This is a genomic window from Halorubrum rubrum (genome assembly GCF_024494685.1).
GTDB lineage: Archaea > Halobacteriota > Halobacteria > Halobacteriales > Haloferacaceae > Halorubrum > Halorubrum rubrum.
This window is the reverse complement of record NZ_JANHDM010000009.1, coordinates 72,508-88,642: the sequence shown is the minus strand read 5'-3', so window position 1 is coordinate 88,642 and position 16,135 is coordinate 72,508. Positions and strand designations below refer to the sequence as shown.

Here is a 16,135-nt window from a genome sequence, read left to right as displayed (position 1 = left end):
CGTCCGCGCACCCACGTTCAAGTAGCCCGACATCCATTCTCGCGTATGGCGGGGCCCGACCCCACGCAGCTACGCCACCTGATCGACCGCTTCCCCCGGCCACCGGACGACGACCGCGCCGACGACCTGCTCGACGGCGCCTACGGCCGAATGGCCGGCGAGTGGTACGACCGCCTCCGCAGCCTCGCGGACGCCTACGCCGACGGCGACGCGCTCCGCGAGGAACTGCTCGTCCACGCCGAGGGCGTCCCCGCGTTCCGCCTGAGCGACGGCGCCGCGCCGCTGCCCGAGCGCCGAAGACGGCTGACGGAAGCCGCCGACGAACTCCCGGAGATCGCCGAGGCGGCCGCGTGGTACGCCGACCTCCGAAGCCTGCTCGAGGACGACCCCGACGATCTCACGCTGGTCGAACGCGCGCTCCACGACTTCGGCTACGCCGTGGCACACGGGCTGTTCCTCGGCGCCAACGCGCCCGAAACCGTGGTTCGCCGGCTCAGACTCGCCTACCGACTCGTCGGCGTCCGGATCGACGACGCCGCGTCCGACGGCGTCGAGCGGACGACGTTCACCTGCCCGTACCGGAACCTCGGCGCCGGTCGGTGCGGAACGCGCTGGCTCTGCCACGAGAAGCTCGACCGCGTCGACGACGGCTACGTCACCTACCTCGCGGAGCGCGGGATCGACTACCGGCGGCCGCGAGGCTGTGTCGGATCCGAGCAGTGCTACTCCACGGTCGCGCGGGAGAGCCCCGAGCGCTGGTGGCCGAAGACGCCGCCCGCGGCGGTGCGCGAGTCGTGACGGGTCCCGAGCACGTCGACCGCGTGCGGGAGAGCTACGGCCGCTGGGCGCGGGTCTACGACTGGTTCGCGCGAGCGACCGCCGACCTCGGCGGCGTCCGGGACGCCTGCGTCGAGGCACTGGACGTGAACGAGGGTGACACGGTGGTCGAGTTCGGCTGCGGCCCCGGCCCGAACCTCCCCGCGCTCCGGGAAGCGGTCGGCCCGTCGGGGCACGTCGTCGGCGTCGACCTCACCGGGCGGATGCTCGACCGCGCGCGGGCGCTGATCGCCCGCCGCGGCTGGCGGAACGTCTCGCTCGTACAGGGAGATGCGGCCACCCCGCCCGTCGTCGACGCGGACGCGGTGCTGTCGACGTTCGTCACCTCGCTGTTCCCCGATCCGGCGGCGGTGGTGGGCGAGTGGTGCGAGTTGGCCGACGGCGTCGTCGTCGCCGGCTTCGCACCGCGCGGGAACCGCGCCGCGAACGCGGCGCTGTGGGCGTTCACGCGGCTGAGCACGTCGCTGTTCGACGCGACCGACGAGGACCCGCTGGGCCAACTGGATCGACGGACTGCGGCCGCCCGTCGCGGGTTGGAAGCGCGGATGGACAGGGTGGAGGGCGGGACGTTCGTGTTCGGGACGATCGTGGTGAGCGCCGGGTATCGAGAGGCGGCCGTTCGGTAACGAGTCGGCAGCCACTCCTGGCCGTCACAGAAGATCGTCGATCCACTCACACCACACCTCGAAGTCGTCGGCACCGCATTGGTCGGCGATCGAGCGGTACGTGTCCTGTGAGATCTGGTCGCCGTCGGTGAGCGGAACGCTCACCACTCGGACCTCGTCGGTCTCCGGGTGCTCGTACCGGAGCTTCACGTGACTCCCCTCGCGGCCGACCGGTCGGTACCGCATCGACCGGAGCGCCTTCAGGATCTCTCGACCGTCAAAGCTCGCGTAGGCCATTCGGGACCTACTCCCACGGCGGCTCGCCGGCGTCCTCGATCTCGTCGGAGTCGACGCCGATCTCCTGGAGGAACGCCTCCTCGTCGTCGATCGGCTCGCCGCCGCCGGCGTGAAGGGTCAACGCGTCCGCGAGCCGGGAGAGCGCGACCGGCTTCGACTCGCCGGACGCAGCGACGCCCGACTCGACGTCGCGCGCCGTCACGAGGTCGCCCTCGTAGGTGAACTCCACCCCGTCGGCGCGGTCGTTCTCCGAAGTGGTCGCCATCACCAGTAACGAGGCGTGGAACCGGTGAAAAGTGTTCTGGCGGAGTGTGTAAGAAGCCGTGAACTTTTGTCCCATAAATTAGATCTTCCAATATGTGAATCGGGTTCAGGTTCTCTCAAGTCCAGTGGCAGGAAATCTGTTACTAGTATTAGCTGCTCTTATTGGTGTTTTCGGTAGCTATTGGGTCTATACAGAACGGATAGAAGATAGAAGAGAAGCTATTCGAAAGGCATTCAAAAAGGAGGTTAGCACTACATCAATCCTAGATACTTGGATACGACAGGACGAATCTGAGGAGGGTGTTCCGGCACAAAAGGTCCACCCGACCACGGTGGACGAAGGTAACCCACAATATCCCAACCCAGCGGTACGGTGCCGTGGGAATCCTCGCGCTTCAGCGCGGGGAGGATGTCAAAGCCGTTCCTCCAACGTCTTCCGGTCGAGCTTTCCGGTGGCGTTCCGCGGGAGCGCGTCGACGAAGGTCACTTCCCGCGGATGTTTGAACGCCGCGAGCTCCGCGAGAACGTGGTCTTTCACCTCCTCGGCGGTGAGATCGGCTCGAGGGAGACGGTCGACGAACGCCACCGGCTTTCTTCCCTTCCACTCGTCGGGTTTCCCGACGACGGCGGCCTCGCGGACGTCGTCGAGTTCCTCGATGACGCCCTCGACCTCCTGGGGGTAGACGTTCTCGCCGCCGGTGATGATCGTGTAGTCGACCCTGTCGAGCACGTAGACGTAGCCGTCCTCGTCAACGCGGGCGTAGTCGCCGGTGTGGAACCACTCGTCGGTCCACTCCGCCTCGTGGTCGAGATAGCCCGTGAACAACGCGTCGCCGCGAACCAGCAGTTCGCCGGGTTCGTTCGTCGGGACCTCCGCGCCGGTCGATCTGTCGACGACCGTCGCCTCGATGAGCCGCCCGGAGGTCCGGCCGACGCTCGGGAGCCGTCGCGACCCGCGTCTGTCCTCCCAGAGGCCGGCGGCGAAGGTCTCGGTCATGCCCCAGCCGTTGAGGACCGGGGCGTCGAGGAACGCCTCCGAACGCCGTATCAGGTCGGCGGACACGCCAGCCCCGCCGATGACGCCAGTGCGCACCGAGTCGGTGTCGACCGAGCGGTCCGACGCCACGGCCAGCCAGTCTTTGAACATGGCCGGGACGCCGGAGAAGACGTTCACGCCGTGGGTCTCGACGTCGTCGAGCGCCGCCACCGGGTCCCACTCCTCGCGCAGGAGCAGCTCGCCGCCCGCCTTCAGCGTCGGCCCCAGGATCGTTCCGATACCCGTACAGTGATACAGCGGCATGACCGCGAGAAAGACGCTTCCCGGCCCCATCTCGTAGGAGATCACGGAGGCGTCGCTGACGGCGATCAGGTTGGCATGCGTGTGGACCACGCCCTTCGGACGACCGGTCGTTCCGCTCGTATGGAGGACGAACGCCTCACGCTCGCCCATCGTCTCGGGGACGGCGACGGCGGGGCGTGTCGTGCGAACCGCGGCGTCCCACCGTCCGACGTCGTCCGGGGCGTCGTCGATTCGAACGCCGAAGACGGTGACGTCGGTGGCGTCGCTCTCGTCGAGCGCGTCGTTGACCGCCGGTAGCGTTCCCCCGCTCGCGATCGCGGCACTCGGCTCGACCTGATCTATCAGCGACGCGACCTCCCGTCGCTGGAAACGGGTGTTCACGGGGACGACGACCGCCCGCCGGGCGAGCGACCCGAGCGTGGACGTGACGAAGTGGTAGGTGTTCGGGAGCATCACCACGACGGCATCCCCGGCGTCGACCCCGGCGTCGCCGAGAACGGTGGCCGCCGAGCGGGCGTCCTCGAGCAGTTCCGCGTAGGTCCACGTTACGTCACCCTCGCGGACGGCGACTCGGTCGGGAAACACGCGTTCGTTCGATGCAAGATAGTCGAGGTAGTTCATTGGCGACGTCGTCCACGGGATCCGATGACAGGCGGACCGGTGTCGCATCGATACAAAACGGTTACGGTGGTCGATCGAGGACTCGGCCGCGGACGGACGCGGATCGCCGCATCGGCGCCGCCGGTAGTTATATCCAGAAAACGTTGATACTAGTTCGCATGGAACTGACCGACGAGGAGCGCTTCATCAGACGACAGGTGCGCGAGTTCGGCCGCGAGGAGATCGAACCGGTCGCGGTCGAGCACGAGCGCGAGGGGCGCTACCCCTGGGACGTGATCGAGACCGCCGCCGGGGCGGACCTGCTCGCCCCCCGACTCGACGAATCGGTCGGCGGTGCGGGGCTCGACGTCGTGGCCTCGCTACTAGTCAACGAGGAACTCCACCGGGCTGACCCGGGTATCGCCGAGTCGGTTACGTCGACGACGTTCGGGTGTGAACCGCTCGTCGAATACGGTCGCGACGAACACGTCGAGGAGTGGGTCCGACCCGCCACCCGAGGCGAGGCGGTCACGGGGGTCGCGATGACCGAACCCGAAGCCGGTTCCGACTTCGCCACCATCCGGACGATGGCCGAGCGCGACGGCAACGAGTACCTGCTGAACGGCGACAAAGTGTTCATCAGCAACGGCAGCGTCGCCGACGCGCTCGTCGTGTACGCGCGCACGAGCGAGCCGGAGGAGCCCCATCGCGGTATCTCGGCCTTCGTCGTCCCGACGGACCGGGAGGGCGTCGACCGGACGTCGATGGACGGGTATCTCGGACCGGCCCCGACCGACGTCGCTCAAGTCTTCCTGAACGACGTCCGCGTGCCCGTCGAGGATCGCCTCGGTGCGGAAGGCGACGGCTTCTATCAGGCGATGGCCTTCCTCGACGAGGCCCGCCTGGAGGTGGCGGCGGCGTCGATCGGCGCCGCCCGCGGCGCGATGGACCTGCTCCGCGAGTACACCACGGAGCGGGAGGCGTTCGGAGACGCCGTCGCGGAGAAACAGGCCGTTCGCCACCGGGTGGCGGACCTGGAGACGCGACTGGACGCCGGTCGGGCGCTCGTCTACGAGGTCGGGCGTGACCTCGAGCGCGAAGGGGAGGTCGACTCCGACCGGTCGGCGAAGGCGAAGCTGCTGGCGACCACGCTTCTGGAGGACGTCGCGAGCGAGGCCGTCCAACTACACGGCGGGTACGGCGTCTTCGACGAGTACCGCGTCGAGACGTTCTTCCGCTTCTCGAAGATCCCACAGATATACGAGGGAACCAACGAGATACTGCGAGAGGTGATCGCGGAGGGGGCGCTATGACGATGAACGTGGGAATCAACGTCAGCGACATCGACCACGACCTGACGATCGACCTCGCCCGTCGCGCCGAACGGGCCGAACTCGAGAGCGTCCTGCTCGGCGAGACCTGGGGGTGGGAGGCGTTCACGTTGCTCGGGGAACTCGCACAGATAACCGAGACCGTCACGCTCGGAACGGGCATCGTCCCGGTCTACTCGCGATCGCCCGCGTTGCTGGGGCAGGCAGCCGCGACGGCCGCCCGCGCCACGGACGGTCGGTTCCTCCTCGGGATCGGCGCCAGCGGTCCCGCCGTCATCGAGAACTGGCACGGCGCCGAGTTCGACCGTCCCGTCGGCCGGACGGCGGAGACCGTTCAGATCGTAAAGCGGGTCCTCTGCGGCGAGGTCGTGGACCACGACGGAACGGACTTCGACCTCTCGGGCTTCCGGCTCAGGGTGGACCCGCCGGGCGACGTCCCCGTCTACGTCGGCGCGCTCGGGAAGACGAACGTTCGGATGGCGGGCGCCGAGGCCGACGGTTGGATGCCCGTGTTCATGCCCGAGGGACGATTCGAGGAGCTCTACGAGGAGTTCCGCGACAGCGCCGAGGGACGGGGACGCGATCCGGACGAGCTGGCCGTCGTCCCGAACACCGTCGCGGCGGTGGCGGAGGACGGGCGAGCCGCCCGCGACATGGTCCGACACCACATCGCGTTCTACGTCGGCACGATGGGGTCGTTCTACCACCGGATGCTCTCGGAAGCCGGGTACGGCGACGAGGCCGATGCGATCCGAGACGCCTGGCGAGACGAGGGCTCGGAGGCCGCGACCGAGCGAGTCCCCGACGCGATCGTCGACGCGGCGGCCGTCGCCGGTACGCCCGAACGGGCGGCCGAGCGTCTGGCGGCCTACGAGGACCTCGGCGTCGACGGACTCTCGCTGTACTTCCCGCGGCGTGCGGACGCGGACCTCATGCGCGAGACGGTCGACCACCTCGGATCGCTCACGGAGTGAGCCGGATCGGCCGACTCCGCGGGCTCACCCCTCAACAGGAGCAGTAGTACTCGCGGTCGAGGAACGCCGTCTCGAACAGCTTCGCGGCCGGGCCCGGATCGGTGGGGCGGTAGACCCCGGTGGTCAGGTCGCCCTCGCGCTCGAAGGAGCCGGCGACGAGCCGCCGCCAGTCGTCGCCCGACAGCTGGTCCCAGAAGGCGTCGTCGCCGGCGAGGAGCGAGAGGTAGTCGCGCAGGTACACCCAGCGGTTCGGCTCGCTCGATTCCGTGACCGCCGGCTCGTACGCCGCGTCGGTGACGGCGGCGTACGCCGCCATCGGGAGGTTCGCGCCCGCGGCGACCGGCAGCGAGATCCACTTCCACGGGCGGGTGTTGACGTCGAGCAGCAGGAACTCCTCGCGGTCGGCGTCGTAGACGAACTCCGCCTCGCTGATCCCGTGGTAGCCGGCGTCGTCGAGCACGGCGAGCGCGCGCTCCTCGATCACCGGCTCGTCGGCCGTCTCGACGAGACAGGAGGTGCCGAACTGGAGCGGGTACCGGACCGCGGCGTTGCCCACGACCGCGAGCGCGTCGTCGACGCCGGAGGGCGGGACGTACGACGCCAGCGAGTGGTCCCGCCCGGTCGCGACGTCGACGCGCTTCTGGGCCATCACCTCGACGCCCTCGGCGGCCGCGCTCGCGACGACCTCCTCGAACTCCTCGCGGTCCGCGACCGTGAGCACGTTCGTGCCGAACGCCTCCTCGAACTCGCGTTTTCGGGCGGGCTTCACCACGAGCGGGAAGCCGAGCGCGTCGGCCGCCTCCTCGAGTGCGTCCTCGTCGATCCCGCCCGTATCGCCGGCGTCTCCGTCGGAACCGCCCCCGAGCCGGTGGGTCTCCGGGTACGGGATCCCCAGTTCCTCGCAGGTAGCGTACAGCCGCGACTTGTTCAACACGTCGTCGATCGTGTCGATCCCCGAGTAGGGGAGCCGGACCCCGGCGGGGTCGGCCTCGGCGTACGCGAGCGCCCACTCGTCCATACAGCCGAACGCGACCGCCTCGGTGCCGGCGGCGTCGACGATCGCCTCCACGTCCTCGCGGAAGCCGTCGAGGTCATCGAGCGGGTAGGTGACCGCGCCGGCGAAGTCGACGGCCTCGGACGGGGGCGCGAGCCCGTCGTGGGTGACGGGTTCCGTTCCGTCGCCGGCCGCGCGGTCGAGCGCGATCACGGGCACGTCGTGGGCGTCGAGCGCGCGGGCGACCCCGAGGCCGGTGACGTGGGCGTTGCTGACGAGCGCGGGCGGCCGGTCGAACGACGCGTCCGCGAGCGCGTCGATCAAGCCCTGAGTCGAGCGGAATCGGTCTGCCATACGGCTCCTCGCGCGTCCGGATACAAAGGTACACCAGTAGCGGTTCGACGTGCCCCCATCGGTGACGACCGGCAGTCGTCGCCCCGGCGACGCTTCCCCCCGACGACGCGGCCTCGCCGCCGGTGGGTCCCACCGACGACGTGATCGCTCCGACGACGTGATCGCTCCGACGACGCGGTCCTTTTGAGGACGCGGGCCCTTCTCGAGGTATGAGCGAGAGCGAACGCGAGGACGACACCGCCGAGGTTCCGGGACGCGTCCGCCGGGCCTTCCGCGACCACGGCTCGTTCGAGCCCGCCGGAGAGGACGGCTGGACCGCGACGACGACCGCATTCGACGCAGCGGTCGCCGCCGAGCCGGCCCCCGAGGACGACGGCCGGATCCGCTTTTCCGTCACCGTCCGCGTCCCGACGCTGTCGGCGGTGACCGTCGACGACGTGGCCGACGTGGTCGAGACGGGCTGGTACGAGACGTTCGAGCGGCGCGTCGCCGACGTCGGCGGGCTCACCCGCGGAGACCACGAGTTCGACCCGCGGGTCGAGCGGGACGGGGAGACGGTCGTCGTGGCGTTCGCGCTCACCGACGTCAACGAGCGTCGCGGCGTCGACGACGCGGGCGCGCTGGTCGACTTCGTCGAGGGGACCTACGTCCAGGGCGTGATCCCCGGCTACGAGTACACGGGGCCCGTCGAGGGCCTCATCTCGTCGGCCAGGCGACAGGGCGGGGGATCCGAGGGGTTCTGAGCCGTGCGCGGACGATCGATCGGAGCGTCCCGCGACGCCGTCCCCCGACCGGACGGGGCGATAGGGGCAAAAGCGGGGGGCCCGTAGCGTGGGTATGATCGCGCTCTTCGGGTTCGCGAGCCTCGTCGGACTCGTCGCCCTCCACACGCTGATCGCCGGCGTGACGACCCGCTTTTTCAGGCTCCGGCTGGCCACGTCGTGGGGATGGGTGGTGTACACGGTCGTCCTGACGCCGATGCTGCTTTTCGTCTCGACGCTGTTTTTCACCGGCATCGGGGTCGGTGCGGGCGTCGACCTCGTCAGCCCGACGATCGTCGTCTCGGCGCTCGTCGGACTGCCGATCGTGCTCGGCGTCGCGATCGACTACCTCTACGTGCCGCCGCCGGAGGAGTACGAGCTACCCGACACGCGATGAGGGCGGGGAAATCACACGGAGAGGGCGAGATCGTCATACGGTGAGGGCGACGCCCCCGCGAGACCGACGGAGCGTCGGCTTCTCACTCGGGGTCCGCGAGGAGGTCGGCGACGACGTCCTCGACGCGAGCGATCACGTCCTCGGGGGCTCGCGTGGCGTCGACGCGGACGAACCGTTCTGGCTCGGCGTCGATCAGCCGTTCGTAGTTCTCCCTGACCGCGGCGAGGTAGCCGTCCCGCTCGAACTTGTCCGTTCGACCGGCGCGCTCGGCGGCGGTCGACGCGTCCAGATCCAGGTAGATCGTCGCGTCCGGCGGGCGCGAAAAGGCGGCGTGGATCCCGCGGACGTACTCCATCGGCCGGGCGATCTCGACGTCACTTTCGGCGAGCGTCGCGGCCTGATAGGCGAACCGGGAGTCGGAGTACCGGTCCGAGACGACGAGGGTCCCCTCGTCGAGCGCGGGCCGGATCGTCCCCGAGAGGTGGTCGGCGTGGTCGGCGGTGTACAAGAAGAGCTCCGCGAGCGGGTCGGCGCCGGCGTCGCTCATCGAGCGGTACACCGCGTCGCCGTACCAGCTGTCGGTCGGCTCGCGAGTGAAGACGGCCTCCGGGTGGACGTCCTTCAGCGCCTCCCACACGGTCGTCTTCCCGCTCCCGTCCAGCCCCTCCAGCGTGATCAGCATGGTCGCGCTCCGACCCGCCGGGAGAATAAACCGTCGGGATCCGGCCGTGGAAAACGGTTCGCGGGCGGTGGCGTGAGCCGGACGGAGAGCGCTCGCTGCCGGCGGGAATCCCCCCGGAACGCGGCCGATCGACCGCCGGGAACGCACCTTTTATTTCCCCGTCCTCGGTAGGGACACACACGCGAATCGCGGGGGCGTTCGGACCGAGGCGTCGGTCGACGTGCGCCGCGATCGATCCCACAATGAGCTTCGAAGTTCCCGACGAGTTACGATACCTGGAATCGCACGAGTGGACCACCGTCGACGACGAGACCGTCCGCGTCGGCATCTCCGACTTCGCGCAGGACGAGCTCGGCGACGTGGTCTTCGTCGAGCTTCCCGCCGTCGGCGACGAGGTCGTCGCCGGCGAGGCGTTCGGCGTGGTGGAGTCGATCAAGGCGGTCTCGGACGTGTACGCGCCGGTGTCCGGAGAGGTCCTCGCGGTCAACGAGGACCTCTTCGACCGCCCCGAGCTCCTCAACGAGGACCCGTACGGCGACGGCTGGCTGATCGAGATCGCCCCGAGCGACGGCGTCGGATACGACGACCTGCTCGACGCCGACGAGTACGACGCGCAGATCGCCTGAACGCGGAGCGTTCCGACACACCGAACACCACATGACGAGCCACCATACCGCAGAAACGAACCGACGAACCGGACCGGTCGGACGAACCGGACCGGCCGCCACGACTGCCACGGCCGCTCTCGGCGCGGGGAGCAGATGAGCGGGAGCCCGTACGCGCCCCACACCGACGCCGAGACTGCGGCGATGCTGGAGACGATCGGCGTCGACGACGAGGAGGCGCTCTTCGACATCCCGGACGAGGTCGCCTTCGACGGCGACTTCGGGATCGACGCCCGAACCGAACGCGGAATCCGCGAGGAGTGCGCCCGGATCTTCGGACGAAACGACGACGCGACCGAGTTCCTCGGCCGCGGCCACTACGCCCACTACGTGCCGAGCGTGGTCGGCCACCTCTCGGACCGCGCGGAGTTCCTCACGAGCTACACGCAGTACCAGCCGGAGATCTCACAGGGATTCCTCCAGGCGCTCTTCGAGTACCAGTCGATGCTCGTCGAACTCACCGGCCTCCCGATAGCGAACTGCTCGATGTACGACGCCGCCACCGCCCTGGCGGAGGCCGCGACGCTCGCGGACCGGACCCGATCGACGTCCGGCGACGTCGTCCTCGTCCCCGACCACCTCCGGGAGGGGAAGCGTGCGGTCCTCGAGAACTACTGTGCGGGCGCGGACCTGACCGTCGAGTCGTACCCGATGGACGACGGGACCGCCGACGTCGACGCCCTCGGCGACCGCGTCGGCGACGACGTCGTCATGGTGTACGCGGAGAACCCCACCCTCCGCGGCTGTATCGAGGAGAACCTCGACGCGATCGGCGCGATCGCCGCCGACGCCGACGCACTGTTCACGCTCGGGTCGGACGTCGTCGCGCTGTCGGTGCTCGAGGAGCCGGCGAGCGTCGGGGCGGACGTAGTCGTCGGCGAGGCCGGCGCGCTCGGACTCCCGACGTCCTACGGGATGGGACTGGGGATCTTCGCCTGCCGCGAGGAACACCTCCGGCAGGTCCCCGGCCGGCTCGTCGGCGCGAGCGAGGACGCCGCGGGCGACCGGGCGTTCACGCTCACGCTCCAGACGCGCGAACAGCACATCCGCAAGGAACGGGCGACCTCGAACATCTGTACGAACCAGGCGTGGGTCGCGCTGCGCGCGGCGATCCACGCCGCGTGGCTGGGTCCGGACGGGCTCGTCGACCTCGCGAACGACTGCGTGCGCGAGGCCGCCGACCTCGCCGACCGCCTCGACGCCGTCTCGGGTGCGACCGCACCGGTTCACGACCGCCACCACGTCCGGGAGTTCGCGATGCGGACCGACCAGCCGGCGGCCCCGATCGCCGACGACCTCGCCGATTCGGGATTCCTGGTCCACGTCGTCGGCGAACACCTGCTCCAGGTGTGCGTGACCGACCTCACCGCCGGGCGGACGGACGACCTCGTCGCGGCGTTCGAGGAGGTGATCTGAGTGATCCACGACCAGGCCGACTACACGCGCGAGGGTGAGGCGGTTCACGAACCGCTGCTCTCCGAGAAGGGCGAGGAGACGGTCGACGTACGGGAGGAGTCGCCGTTACCCGACGAGCTGACCCGCGAGGAGCTCACGCTTCCCGCCCCGTCGGAGCCGGAGATCGCCCGACACTACACCCGGCTCTCGCAGATGAACTGGGCGATCGACTCGGGACCGTACCCGCTCGGGAGCTGTACGATGAAGTACAACCCGAAGTTCACCGAGGACGTCGCCGCGGACCCGAACGCGGCGGTCCATCCCGACCGGCCGGACCGGTCGGTCCAGGGGAACCTGGAGTTACAGTACCGGCTCCAGGAGTTCCTCGCCGACATCGGCGGCATGGACGCGGTCACGCTCCAGCCGCCCGCGGGCGCGGCCGGCGAGTTCACGGGGATCCTGATCGCGAAGGCGTATCACGACCATCACGGCAACGACCGCTCGGAGGTGGTTATCCCGGCGTCCGCACATGGGACCAACTTCGCGACCGCCGCGACCGCCGGCTACGACGTGGTCGAACTCCCCTCCGGCGAGGACGGCCGCGTCGATCTGGAGGCGCTGGAGGCCGCCGTCGGCGACGAGACCGCCGCCTTGATGCTCACGAACCCGAACACGGTCGGACTCTTCGAGCGCGACATCGCGGCGATCGCCGACGTCGTCCACGACGCGGGCGGACTGCTCTACTACGACGGGGCGAACCTCAACGCGCTGCTCGGGCGCGGCCGCCCCGGCGACATGGGGTTCGACGTGATGCACTACAACGTCCACAAGACGTTCGCGACGCCCCACGGCGGCGGCGGACCGGGCGCGGGACCCGTCGGCGTCACCGAGGAGTTGGCCGAGTTCCTCCCGAGCCCGCGGGTCCGCGAGACGAACGGTGAGAAGGGGTACGAGCGCTTCGAGCCCGCCGAGTCGATCGGGAAGGTCCACGGCTTCGAGGGCAACTGGCTCGTGTTGGTCAAGGCGTACGCGTACATCGCGCGCCTCGGCGACGGCGGGCTCCGTGACGCCGCGGCGAAGGCCGTGCTCAACGCGAACTACCTCGCCGAGCGGATCGACCTCGCGGTCCCCCACGGGCCGTTCCACCACGAGTTCGCGGCGACCGCGGGCGACCGCGACGCCGCCGACGTGGCAAAGCGGATGCTCGATTTCGGCGTCCACCCGCCGACGACGAAGTGGCCCGAGATGGTGCCCGAGGCGATGTTGACGGAGCCGACGGAGATCGAGAACCGGTCCTCGCTCGACGACCTCGCGGAGGCGTTCGACCTCGCGTACGCCGACGCCGACGAGGCGCTGGAGACCGCGCCGAACCGCACCGCCGCCGCCCGGATCGACCAGGTCGGGGCCGCGCGGAACCCGCGGCTCTCCTGGCAGGCGCTCGACGAGGAGTAGTCGGCGCGAACCGTCGGCCGATCCGTCCCGCCGAGCGAACCACCGCTCTCGGGGAGTGAGAACGATCGGAGTCGCTTTGCCGCGCCGGGCCGGAGGAACGCGTATGATACGAGCGATCCTCGGACTCGTCGGAGCCCTCGCCGCGCTGTTCCCGGACCGAGCGGTCGACGCCTTCGAGACTGTCGTGCTCGAGGAGGCCGGATCGGAGGCGAAGCCGTGGGTCGGATCGGCGGTCCGCGCCGAGGGCGTCCTCGCGGTCGCCGCCGGCCTGCTCGGCGGTCGCGCCTACGCGTGGCTGGTGAACGTCACCGGCGTCTTCGGCCTCGTCGTGTTCGCGGTCCCGAGGGCGTACCGCGCGTTCGCCGCCCGGCTCCTGTACGAGGAGCCGGACGACGTCCGGTGGGCGGACCGCTCGACGCCGGTGTTCAGGGCCGTCGGAGCGACGTACGCCCTCGTGGCCCTCCGCGAGTTCCGGAGGCGTCGCCGGCGTCGGAGCGGGGACGACGGAAGCGGCGACGGCTCGGTAGAGACCGTCGACGCGTGATCGGTCGGGTCCGCGGCGTGATCGGCGGGGGCGCTCGCGACCCCCGCTCGCGCCACCCCGGTGGCTTTTCATCGCCGCGCGCGTACCGGCGAGCATGCTCGTCGGCATCGTCTCCGACACCCACGACGACCTCGCCGCCGTCGAGGCGGCGGTCGACCTGTTCGAATCGAAAGGCGTCGACGCGATCGTCCACTGTGGCGACTTCGTCGCCCCCTTCTCCGTGACCCCCTTCGACGCCGGGGTCGACTTCCACGCCGTCCGCGGCAACAACGACGGCGAGTGGGCGGTGGAGTCCACGGTGAACTCGTTCGGGACCTACCTCGGCGAGGCCGGGACGCTCCCGTTCGACGCCGTCGACGTCGCCGTCACCCATGGGACGAGCGAGGTCGTCGTCGACGCGCTCGTCGACTGCGGCGACTACGACTACGTCCTCCACGGTCACACCCACGCACACGGGGCCGAGGAACGGGACGGCACCGTGCGGGTGAACCCCGGCGGGCTCCCGATCCCGGTCGACGGCGCGGACGACGCCTTTCACGTGGCGACGCTCGACACGACGAAGTCGGGCGTCGCGGCCGTGACACACCATCGGCTGGACCGCTGAGGCTGGCGAACCGGGAGCCCGCGGGAGTCGAACTCGAACCTACGGCCGGGACCCGGCACCGCGTGACCCCTTCCCGAGGCGTTATGCCGCTCCGCCGGGAGCGTCGCGACATGTCCGAACCGACGGTCGAGTTCGCGGACGTCGAACGGCTGGTTTCCACGCGCGGACCTCCCGGCGACGAGTACCCCGTCGCCGCGGTCTTCGAGGAACTCGTCGAACCGCACGTCGACGCCGTCTCGCGTGACCCGATGGGTAACCTCGTCGCGACGAGCGAGGGCGATCCCGACGCCCCCGAACTGATGTTCGCGGCCCACACCGACGAGCTCGCGCTGCTCGTCGACTCGATCACCGAGGAGGGCTTTCTGGAGTTCGTGATGCTGGGCGGACACTACAAGGGAAACCTCCCCGGTCAGGGGGTTCGCGTCGGACCGGAGGCCGTTCCCGGCGTGATCGGTCCGAAGTCGCGCCACCGCATGACCGACGAGGAGCGGGAGTCGCTCGCGGAGGACCTCGTCGTCGACGTGGGGGCGACGAACCGGTCGGAGGTCGCGGCCCTCGACGTGGAGCCGGGTGACCACGCGACGTGGGATCGGACGGTGATGCGGCTGGCGAACGACCGGATCGCGGGGCGGGCGCTCGACGACCGCGTCGCGCTCGCGATGCTGCTCGCGATCGCCCGCGAGGAGGACGCCGACGCGACGGTTCACTACGTCGCCACGGTTCAAGAGGAGGTCGGGCTCCGCGGGGCGCGCGCTGCGGGTCACGGCGTGGACCCGGACGTGGCGGTCGCGCTCGAGGTCTTCCCCGCGAACGACTACCCCACGGGGGTCGACGGCCGACCGGAGGTCGCCGTCGGTGGCGGCCCGGTCGTCGAGTTCGGCGACGGCACCTCCGAGTACCTGTTCGGCGGGCTCCTCGTCGACCGGCGGACGCGCTCCTGGCTCACGGAAGCCGCGGACGCGGCCGGCGTGTCGGTCCAGGAGGCAGTGATGCTCCGCGGAACGACGGACGCGACGGAGTTTCAGAGCGTCCGCGGCGGCCGTCACGCCGGGGCGGTCGCGGTCCCCTGTCGGTACACGCACTCGCCGGTCGAGACGCTCTCGCTCGCGGACGCCAACGACGCGACGCGCGCGCTCGCCGAGGCGATCCGGACGCCGTTTCCCGGACGGGACGAGGTCCGACACGGATGAGGTCCGACCGACCGGCCGTCGAGACCGACGCCGACCTCGCTCGCGCGATCGACGCGATCGCCGACGGGTTCGACGGCCGGCTCGGCGTGTTCCTCGGCGTGCCGCGGGGGCCGGACGCGTTCGACGTGCTCCACCGGCGGAACGCGGACGAGACGTTCGTCGCCGCGAGCGTGATCAAGCTCCCGATACTCTACGCCCTCTACGAGGAGTACGACGGGCGGCTCGACGGCCTCTCGGCGCCCCGATCGATCGCGACGGAGAACCGCGTCGGCGGCAGCGGCATCCTCCACCTGCTCGAGGGCCCGACCCCGTCGCTCGAGGACCTCGCGCGGGCGATGATCGCGATCAGTGACAACGCCGCGACCAACCAGCTGATCGACGAGCTCGGCGCGGAGCGGATCGAGGCGGCCGCGGCTCGGCTCGACATGGCCGACACGCGGCTCCGCCGGAAGATGATGGCGACGCTCGAGGGACACGACTTCGAGCCGCTCGGCGAGATCCCGGAGAACGGACCGGCGAACGTCACCACGCCGGCCGACTGCGCCCGTTTCTTCGCCGACCTGGTTCACGAGGCGACGCTCTCGCCGGCGGCGTACGAGCGGCTCCGCGTACCGCTCGACGAGCAGAAGGACGCCTCGCTCTTCGCCCGCTACCTCCCGTACGGGACGCCGATCGCACACAAGACCGGCGGCCTCCCGACGGCGGCGCTGGACGCGGGCGTCGTTCGGGCCGACGACGCCGAGACGCCGCCGCTCGTGTTCGCGGCGTTCGCGACGCGCGCGGGGAACGGCGGCGACGCGGGCGACGCGGTCGCGGCGGTCGGCGACGCGGCGTTCGACCGGTTCACGGCGCGACGGGAGGGCTCGGGCGGTCGGTAACGGCAGCTAAC

The 16,135-nt window shown here is 70.1% G+C and carries 18 protein-coding genes; 13 read left to right on the top strand and 5 right to left on the bottom strand.

What is annotated here, in order from left to right; all coding sequences use genetic code 11:
- Positions 1-45: 45 nt before the first annotated feature.
- Together NO889_RS11020 and NO889_RS11015 are read left to right on the top strand one after the other, a co-directional pair.
- Entirely contained in the window at positions 46-798 is a 753-nt protein-coding gene (locus tag NO889_RS11020) for a hypothetical protein (protein WP_256412301.1), read from the top strand.
- On the top strand, positions 759-1,463 hold the full coding sequence (locus tag NO889_RS11015; protein ID WP_256412300.1) for a class I SAM-dependent methyltransferase: 705 nt from the start codon (positions 759-761) through the stop codon (positions 1,461-1,463). The genes NO889_RS11020 and NO889_RS11015 overlap by 40 nt, the downstream gene beginning before the upstream one ends.
- A 24-nt stretch (positions 1,464-1,487) precedes the next feature.
- On the opposite strand, the gene NO889_RS11010 is transcribed toward NO889_RS11015, so the two are convergent.
- The 3 genes from NO889_RS11010 to NO889_RS11000 form a co-directional block, all read right to left on the bottom strand.
- A complete protein-coding gene (locus NO889_RS11010) occupies positions 1,488-1,739 on the bottom strand; it encodes a type II toxin-antitoxin system HicA family toxin (protein ID WP_256412299.1) in 252 nt (83 codons plus the stop codon).
- Between the two features lie 7 nt (positions 1,740-1,746).
- On the bottom strand, positions 1,747-2,004 hold the full coding sequence (locus NO889_RS11005; protein WP_256412298.1) for a type II toxin-antitoxin system HicB family antitoxin: 258 nt from the start codon (positions 2,002-2,004) through the stop codon (positions 1,747-1,749).
- A 411-nt stretch (positions 2,005-2,415) separates the two neighbouring features.
- A complete protein-coding gene (locus NO889_RS11000) occupies positions 2,416-3,924 on the bottom strand; it encodes a class I adenylate-forming enzyme family protein (protein ID WP_256412297.1) in 1,509 nt (502 codons plus the stop codon).
- A gap of 158 nt (positions 3,925-4,082) precedes the next feature.
- Here NO889_RS11000 and NO889_RS10995 point away from each other — a divergent pair, with 158 nt between their 5' ends.
- A complete protein-coding gene (locus tag NO889_RS10995; RefSeq protein ID WP_256412296.1) occupies positions 4,083-5,216 on the top strand; it encodes an acyl-CoA dehydrogenase family protein in 1,134 nt (377 codons plus the stop codon).
- Positions 5,213-6,208 (top strand): LLM class flavin-dependent oxidoreductase, encoded by a 996-nt coding sequence (locus NO889_RS10990; RefSeq protein ID WP_256412295.1) that lies wholly within the window; start codon positions 5,213-5,215, stop codon positions 6,206-6,208. The genes NO889_RS10995 and NO889_RS10990 overlap by 4 nt, the downstream gene beginning before the upstream one ends.
- 31 nt (positions 6,209-6,239) lie before the next feature.
- Here NO889_RS10990 and NO889_RS10985 read toward each other — a convergent pair whose 3' ends face one another.
- Positions 6,240-7,556, bottom strand: coding sequence for a carboxylate--amine ligase (locus tag NO889_RS10985; protein ID WP_256412293.1), 1,317 nt, complete (start codon positions 7,554-7,556; stop codon positions 6,240-6,242).
- Positions 7,557-7,765: 209 nt separating this feature from the next.
- Here NO889_RS10985 and NO889_RS10980 point away from each other — a divergent pair, with 209 nt between their 5' ends.
- Together NO889_RS10980 and NO889_RS10975 are read left to right on the top strand one after the other, a co-directional pair.
- Complete coding sequence (locus NO889_RS10980) at positions 7,766-8,299, top strand: DUF5813 family protein (protein WP_256412292.1); 534 nt, start codon at positions 7,766-7,768, stop codon at positions 8,297-8,299.
- Positions 8,300-8,393: 94 nt separating this feature from the next.
- Positions 8,394-8,714 carry a DUF7991 family protein gene (locus NO889_RS10975; protein WP_256412291.1) on the top strand — a complete coding sequence of 107 codons (321 nt, stop codon included), beginning with the start codon at positions 8,394-8,396 and terminating at the stop codon, positions 8,712-8,714.
- 82 nt (positions 8,715-8,796) lie between these two features.
- Here the strand turns inward: NO889_RS10975 and tmk are convergent, their stop codons facing one another.
- Complete coding sequence (gene tmk, locus NO889_RS10970; RefSeq protein WP_256412290.1) at positions 8,797-9,396, bottom strand: dTMP kinase; 600 nt, start codon at positions 9,394-9,396, stop codon at positions 8,797-8,799.
- 242 nt (positions 9,397-9,638) lie between these two features.
- Here tmk and gcvH point away from each other — a divergent pair, with 242 nt between their 5' ends.
- From gcvH to NO889_RS10935, 7 genes are all read left to right on the top strand, one after another.
- Entirely contained in the window at positions 9,639-10,022 is a 384-nt protein-coding gene (gene gcvH, locus NO889_RS10965; RefSeq protein WP_256412289.1) for a glycine cleavage system protein GcvH, read from the top strand.
- Between the two features lie 135 nt (positions 10,023-10,157).
- Positions 10,158-11,477 (top strand): aminomethyl-transferring glycine dehydrogenase subunit GcvPA, encoded by a 1,320-nt coding sequence (gene gcvPA / locus NO889_RS10960; protein ID WP_256412288.1) that lies wholly within the window; start codon positions 10,158-10,160, stop codon positions 11,475-11,477.
- Entirely contained in the window at positions 11,478-12,908 is a 1,431-nt protein-coding gene (gcvPB, locus tag NO889_RS10955) for an aminomethyl-transferring glycine dehydrogenase subunit GcvPB (RefSeq protein WP_256412287.1), read from the top strand.
- A gap of 103 nt (positions 12,909-13,011) precedes the next feature.
- On the top strand, positions 13,012-13,452 hold the full coding sequence (locus NO889_RS10950; protein WP_256412286.1) for a hypothetical protein: 441 nt from the start codon (positions 13,012-13,014) through the stop codon (positions 13,450-13,452).
- A gap of 94 nt (positions 13,453-13,546) precedes the next feature.
- On the top strand, positions 13,547-14,056 hold the full coding sequence (locus NO889_RS10945) for a metallophosphoesterase (protein ID WP_256412285.1): 510 nt from the start codon (positions 13,547-13,549) through the stop codon (positions 14,054-14,056).
- A 110-nt stretch (positions 14,057-14,166) separates the two neighbouring features.
- Positions 14,167-15,246, top strand: a complete 1,080-nt coding sequence (locus NO889_RS10940; RefSeq protein ID WP_256412284.1) for a M42 family metallopeptidase — start codon at positions 14,167-14,169, stop codon at positions 15,244-15,246.
- Positions 15,243-16,124 carry a serine hydrolase gene (locus NO889_RS10935; protein WP_256412283.1) on the top strand — a complete coding sequence of 294 codons (882 nt, stop codon included), beginning with the start codon at positions 15,243-15,245 and terminating at the stop codon, positions 16,122-16,124. Before NO889_RS10940 ends, NO889_RS10935 begins: the two co-directional genes overlap by 4 nt.
- Positions 16,125-16,135 lie beyond the last annotated feature (11 nt).

Coding starts and splice junctions, on each gene's coding strand:
- NO889_RS11020 (WP_256412301.1), top strand. CDS start 46: ATGGCGGGGCCCGACCCCACGCAGCTACGCCACCTGATCGACCGCTTC.
- NO889_RS11010 (WP_256412299.1), bottom strand. CDS start 1,739: ATGGCCTACGCGAGCTTTGACGGTCGAGAGATCCTGAAGGCGCTCCGG.
- NO889_RS11005 (WP_256412298.1), bottom strand. CDS start 2,004: ATGGCGACCACTTCGGAGAACGACCGCGCCGACGGGGTGGAGTTCACC.
- NO889_RS11000 (WP_256412297.1), bottom strand. CDS start 3,924: ATGAACTACCTCGACTATCTTGCATCGAACGAACGCGTGTTTCCCGAC.
- NO889_RS10995 (WP_256412296.1), top strand. CDS start 4,083: ATGGAACTGACCGACGAGGAGCGCTTCATCAGACGACAGGTGCGCGAG.
- NO889_RS10990 (WP_256412295.1), top strand. CDS start 5,213: ATGACGATGAACGTGGGAATCAACGTCAGCGACATCGACCACGACCTG.
- NO889_RS10985 (WP_256412293.1), bottom strand. CDS start 7,556: ATGGCAGACCGATTCCGCTCGACTCAGGGCTTGATCGACGCGCTCGCG.
- NO889_RS10980 (WP_256412292.1), top strand. CDS start 7,766: ATGAGCGAGAGCGAACGCGAGGACGACACCGCCGAGGTTCCGGGACGC.
- NO889_RS10975 (WP_256412291.1), top strand. CDS start 8,394: ATGATCGCGCTCTTCGGGTTCGCGAGCCTCGTCGGACTCGTCGCCCTC.
- tmk (WP_256412290.1), bottom strand. CDS start 9,396: ATGCTGATCACGCTGGAGGGGCTGGACGGGAGCGGGAAGACGACCGTG.
- gcvH (WP_256412289.1), top strand. CDS start 9,639: ATGAGCTTCGAAGTTCCCGACGAGTTACGATACCTGGAATCGCACGAG.
- gcvPA (WP_256412288.1), top strand. CDS start 10,158: ATGAGCGGGAGCCCGTACGCGCCCCACACCGACGCCGAGACTGCGGCG.
- NO889_RS10950 (WP_256412286.1), top strand. CDS start 13,012: ATGATACGAGCGATCCTCGGACTCGTCGGAGCCCTCGCCGCGCTGTTC.
- NO889_RS10945 (WP_256412285.1), top strand. CDS start 13,547: ATGCTCGTCGGCATCGTCTCCGACACCCACGACGACCTCGCCGCCGTC.
- NO889_RS10940 (WP_256412284.1), top strand. CDS start 14,167: ATGTCCGAACCGACGGTCGAGTTCGCGGACGTCGAACGGCTGGTTTCC.
- NO889_RS10935 (WP_256412283.1), top strand. CDS start 15,243: ATGAGGTCCGACCGACCGGCCGTCGAGACCGACGCCGACCTCGCTCGC.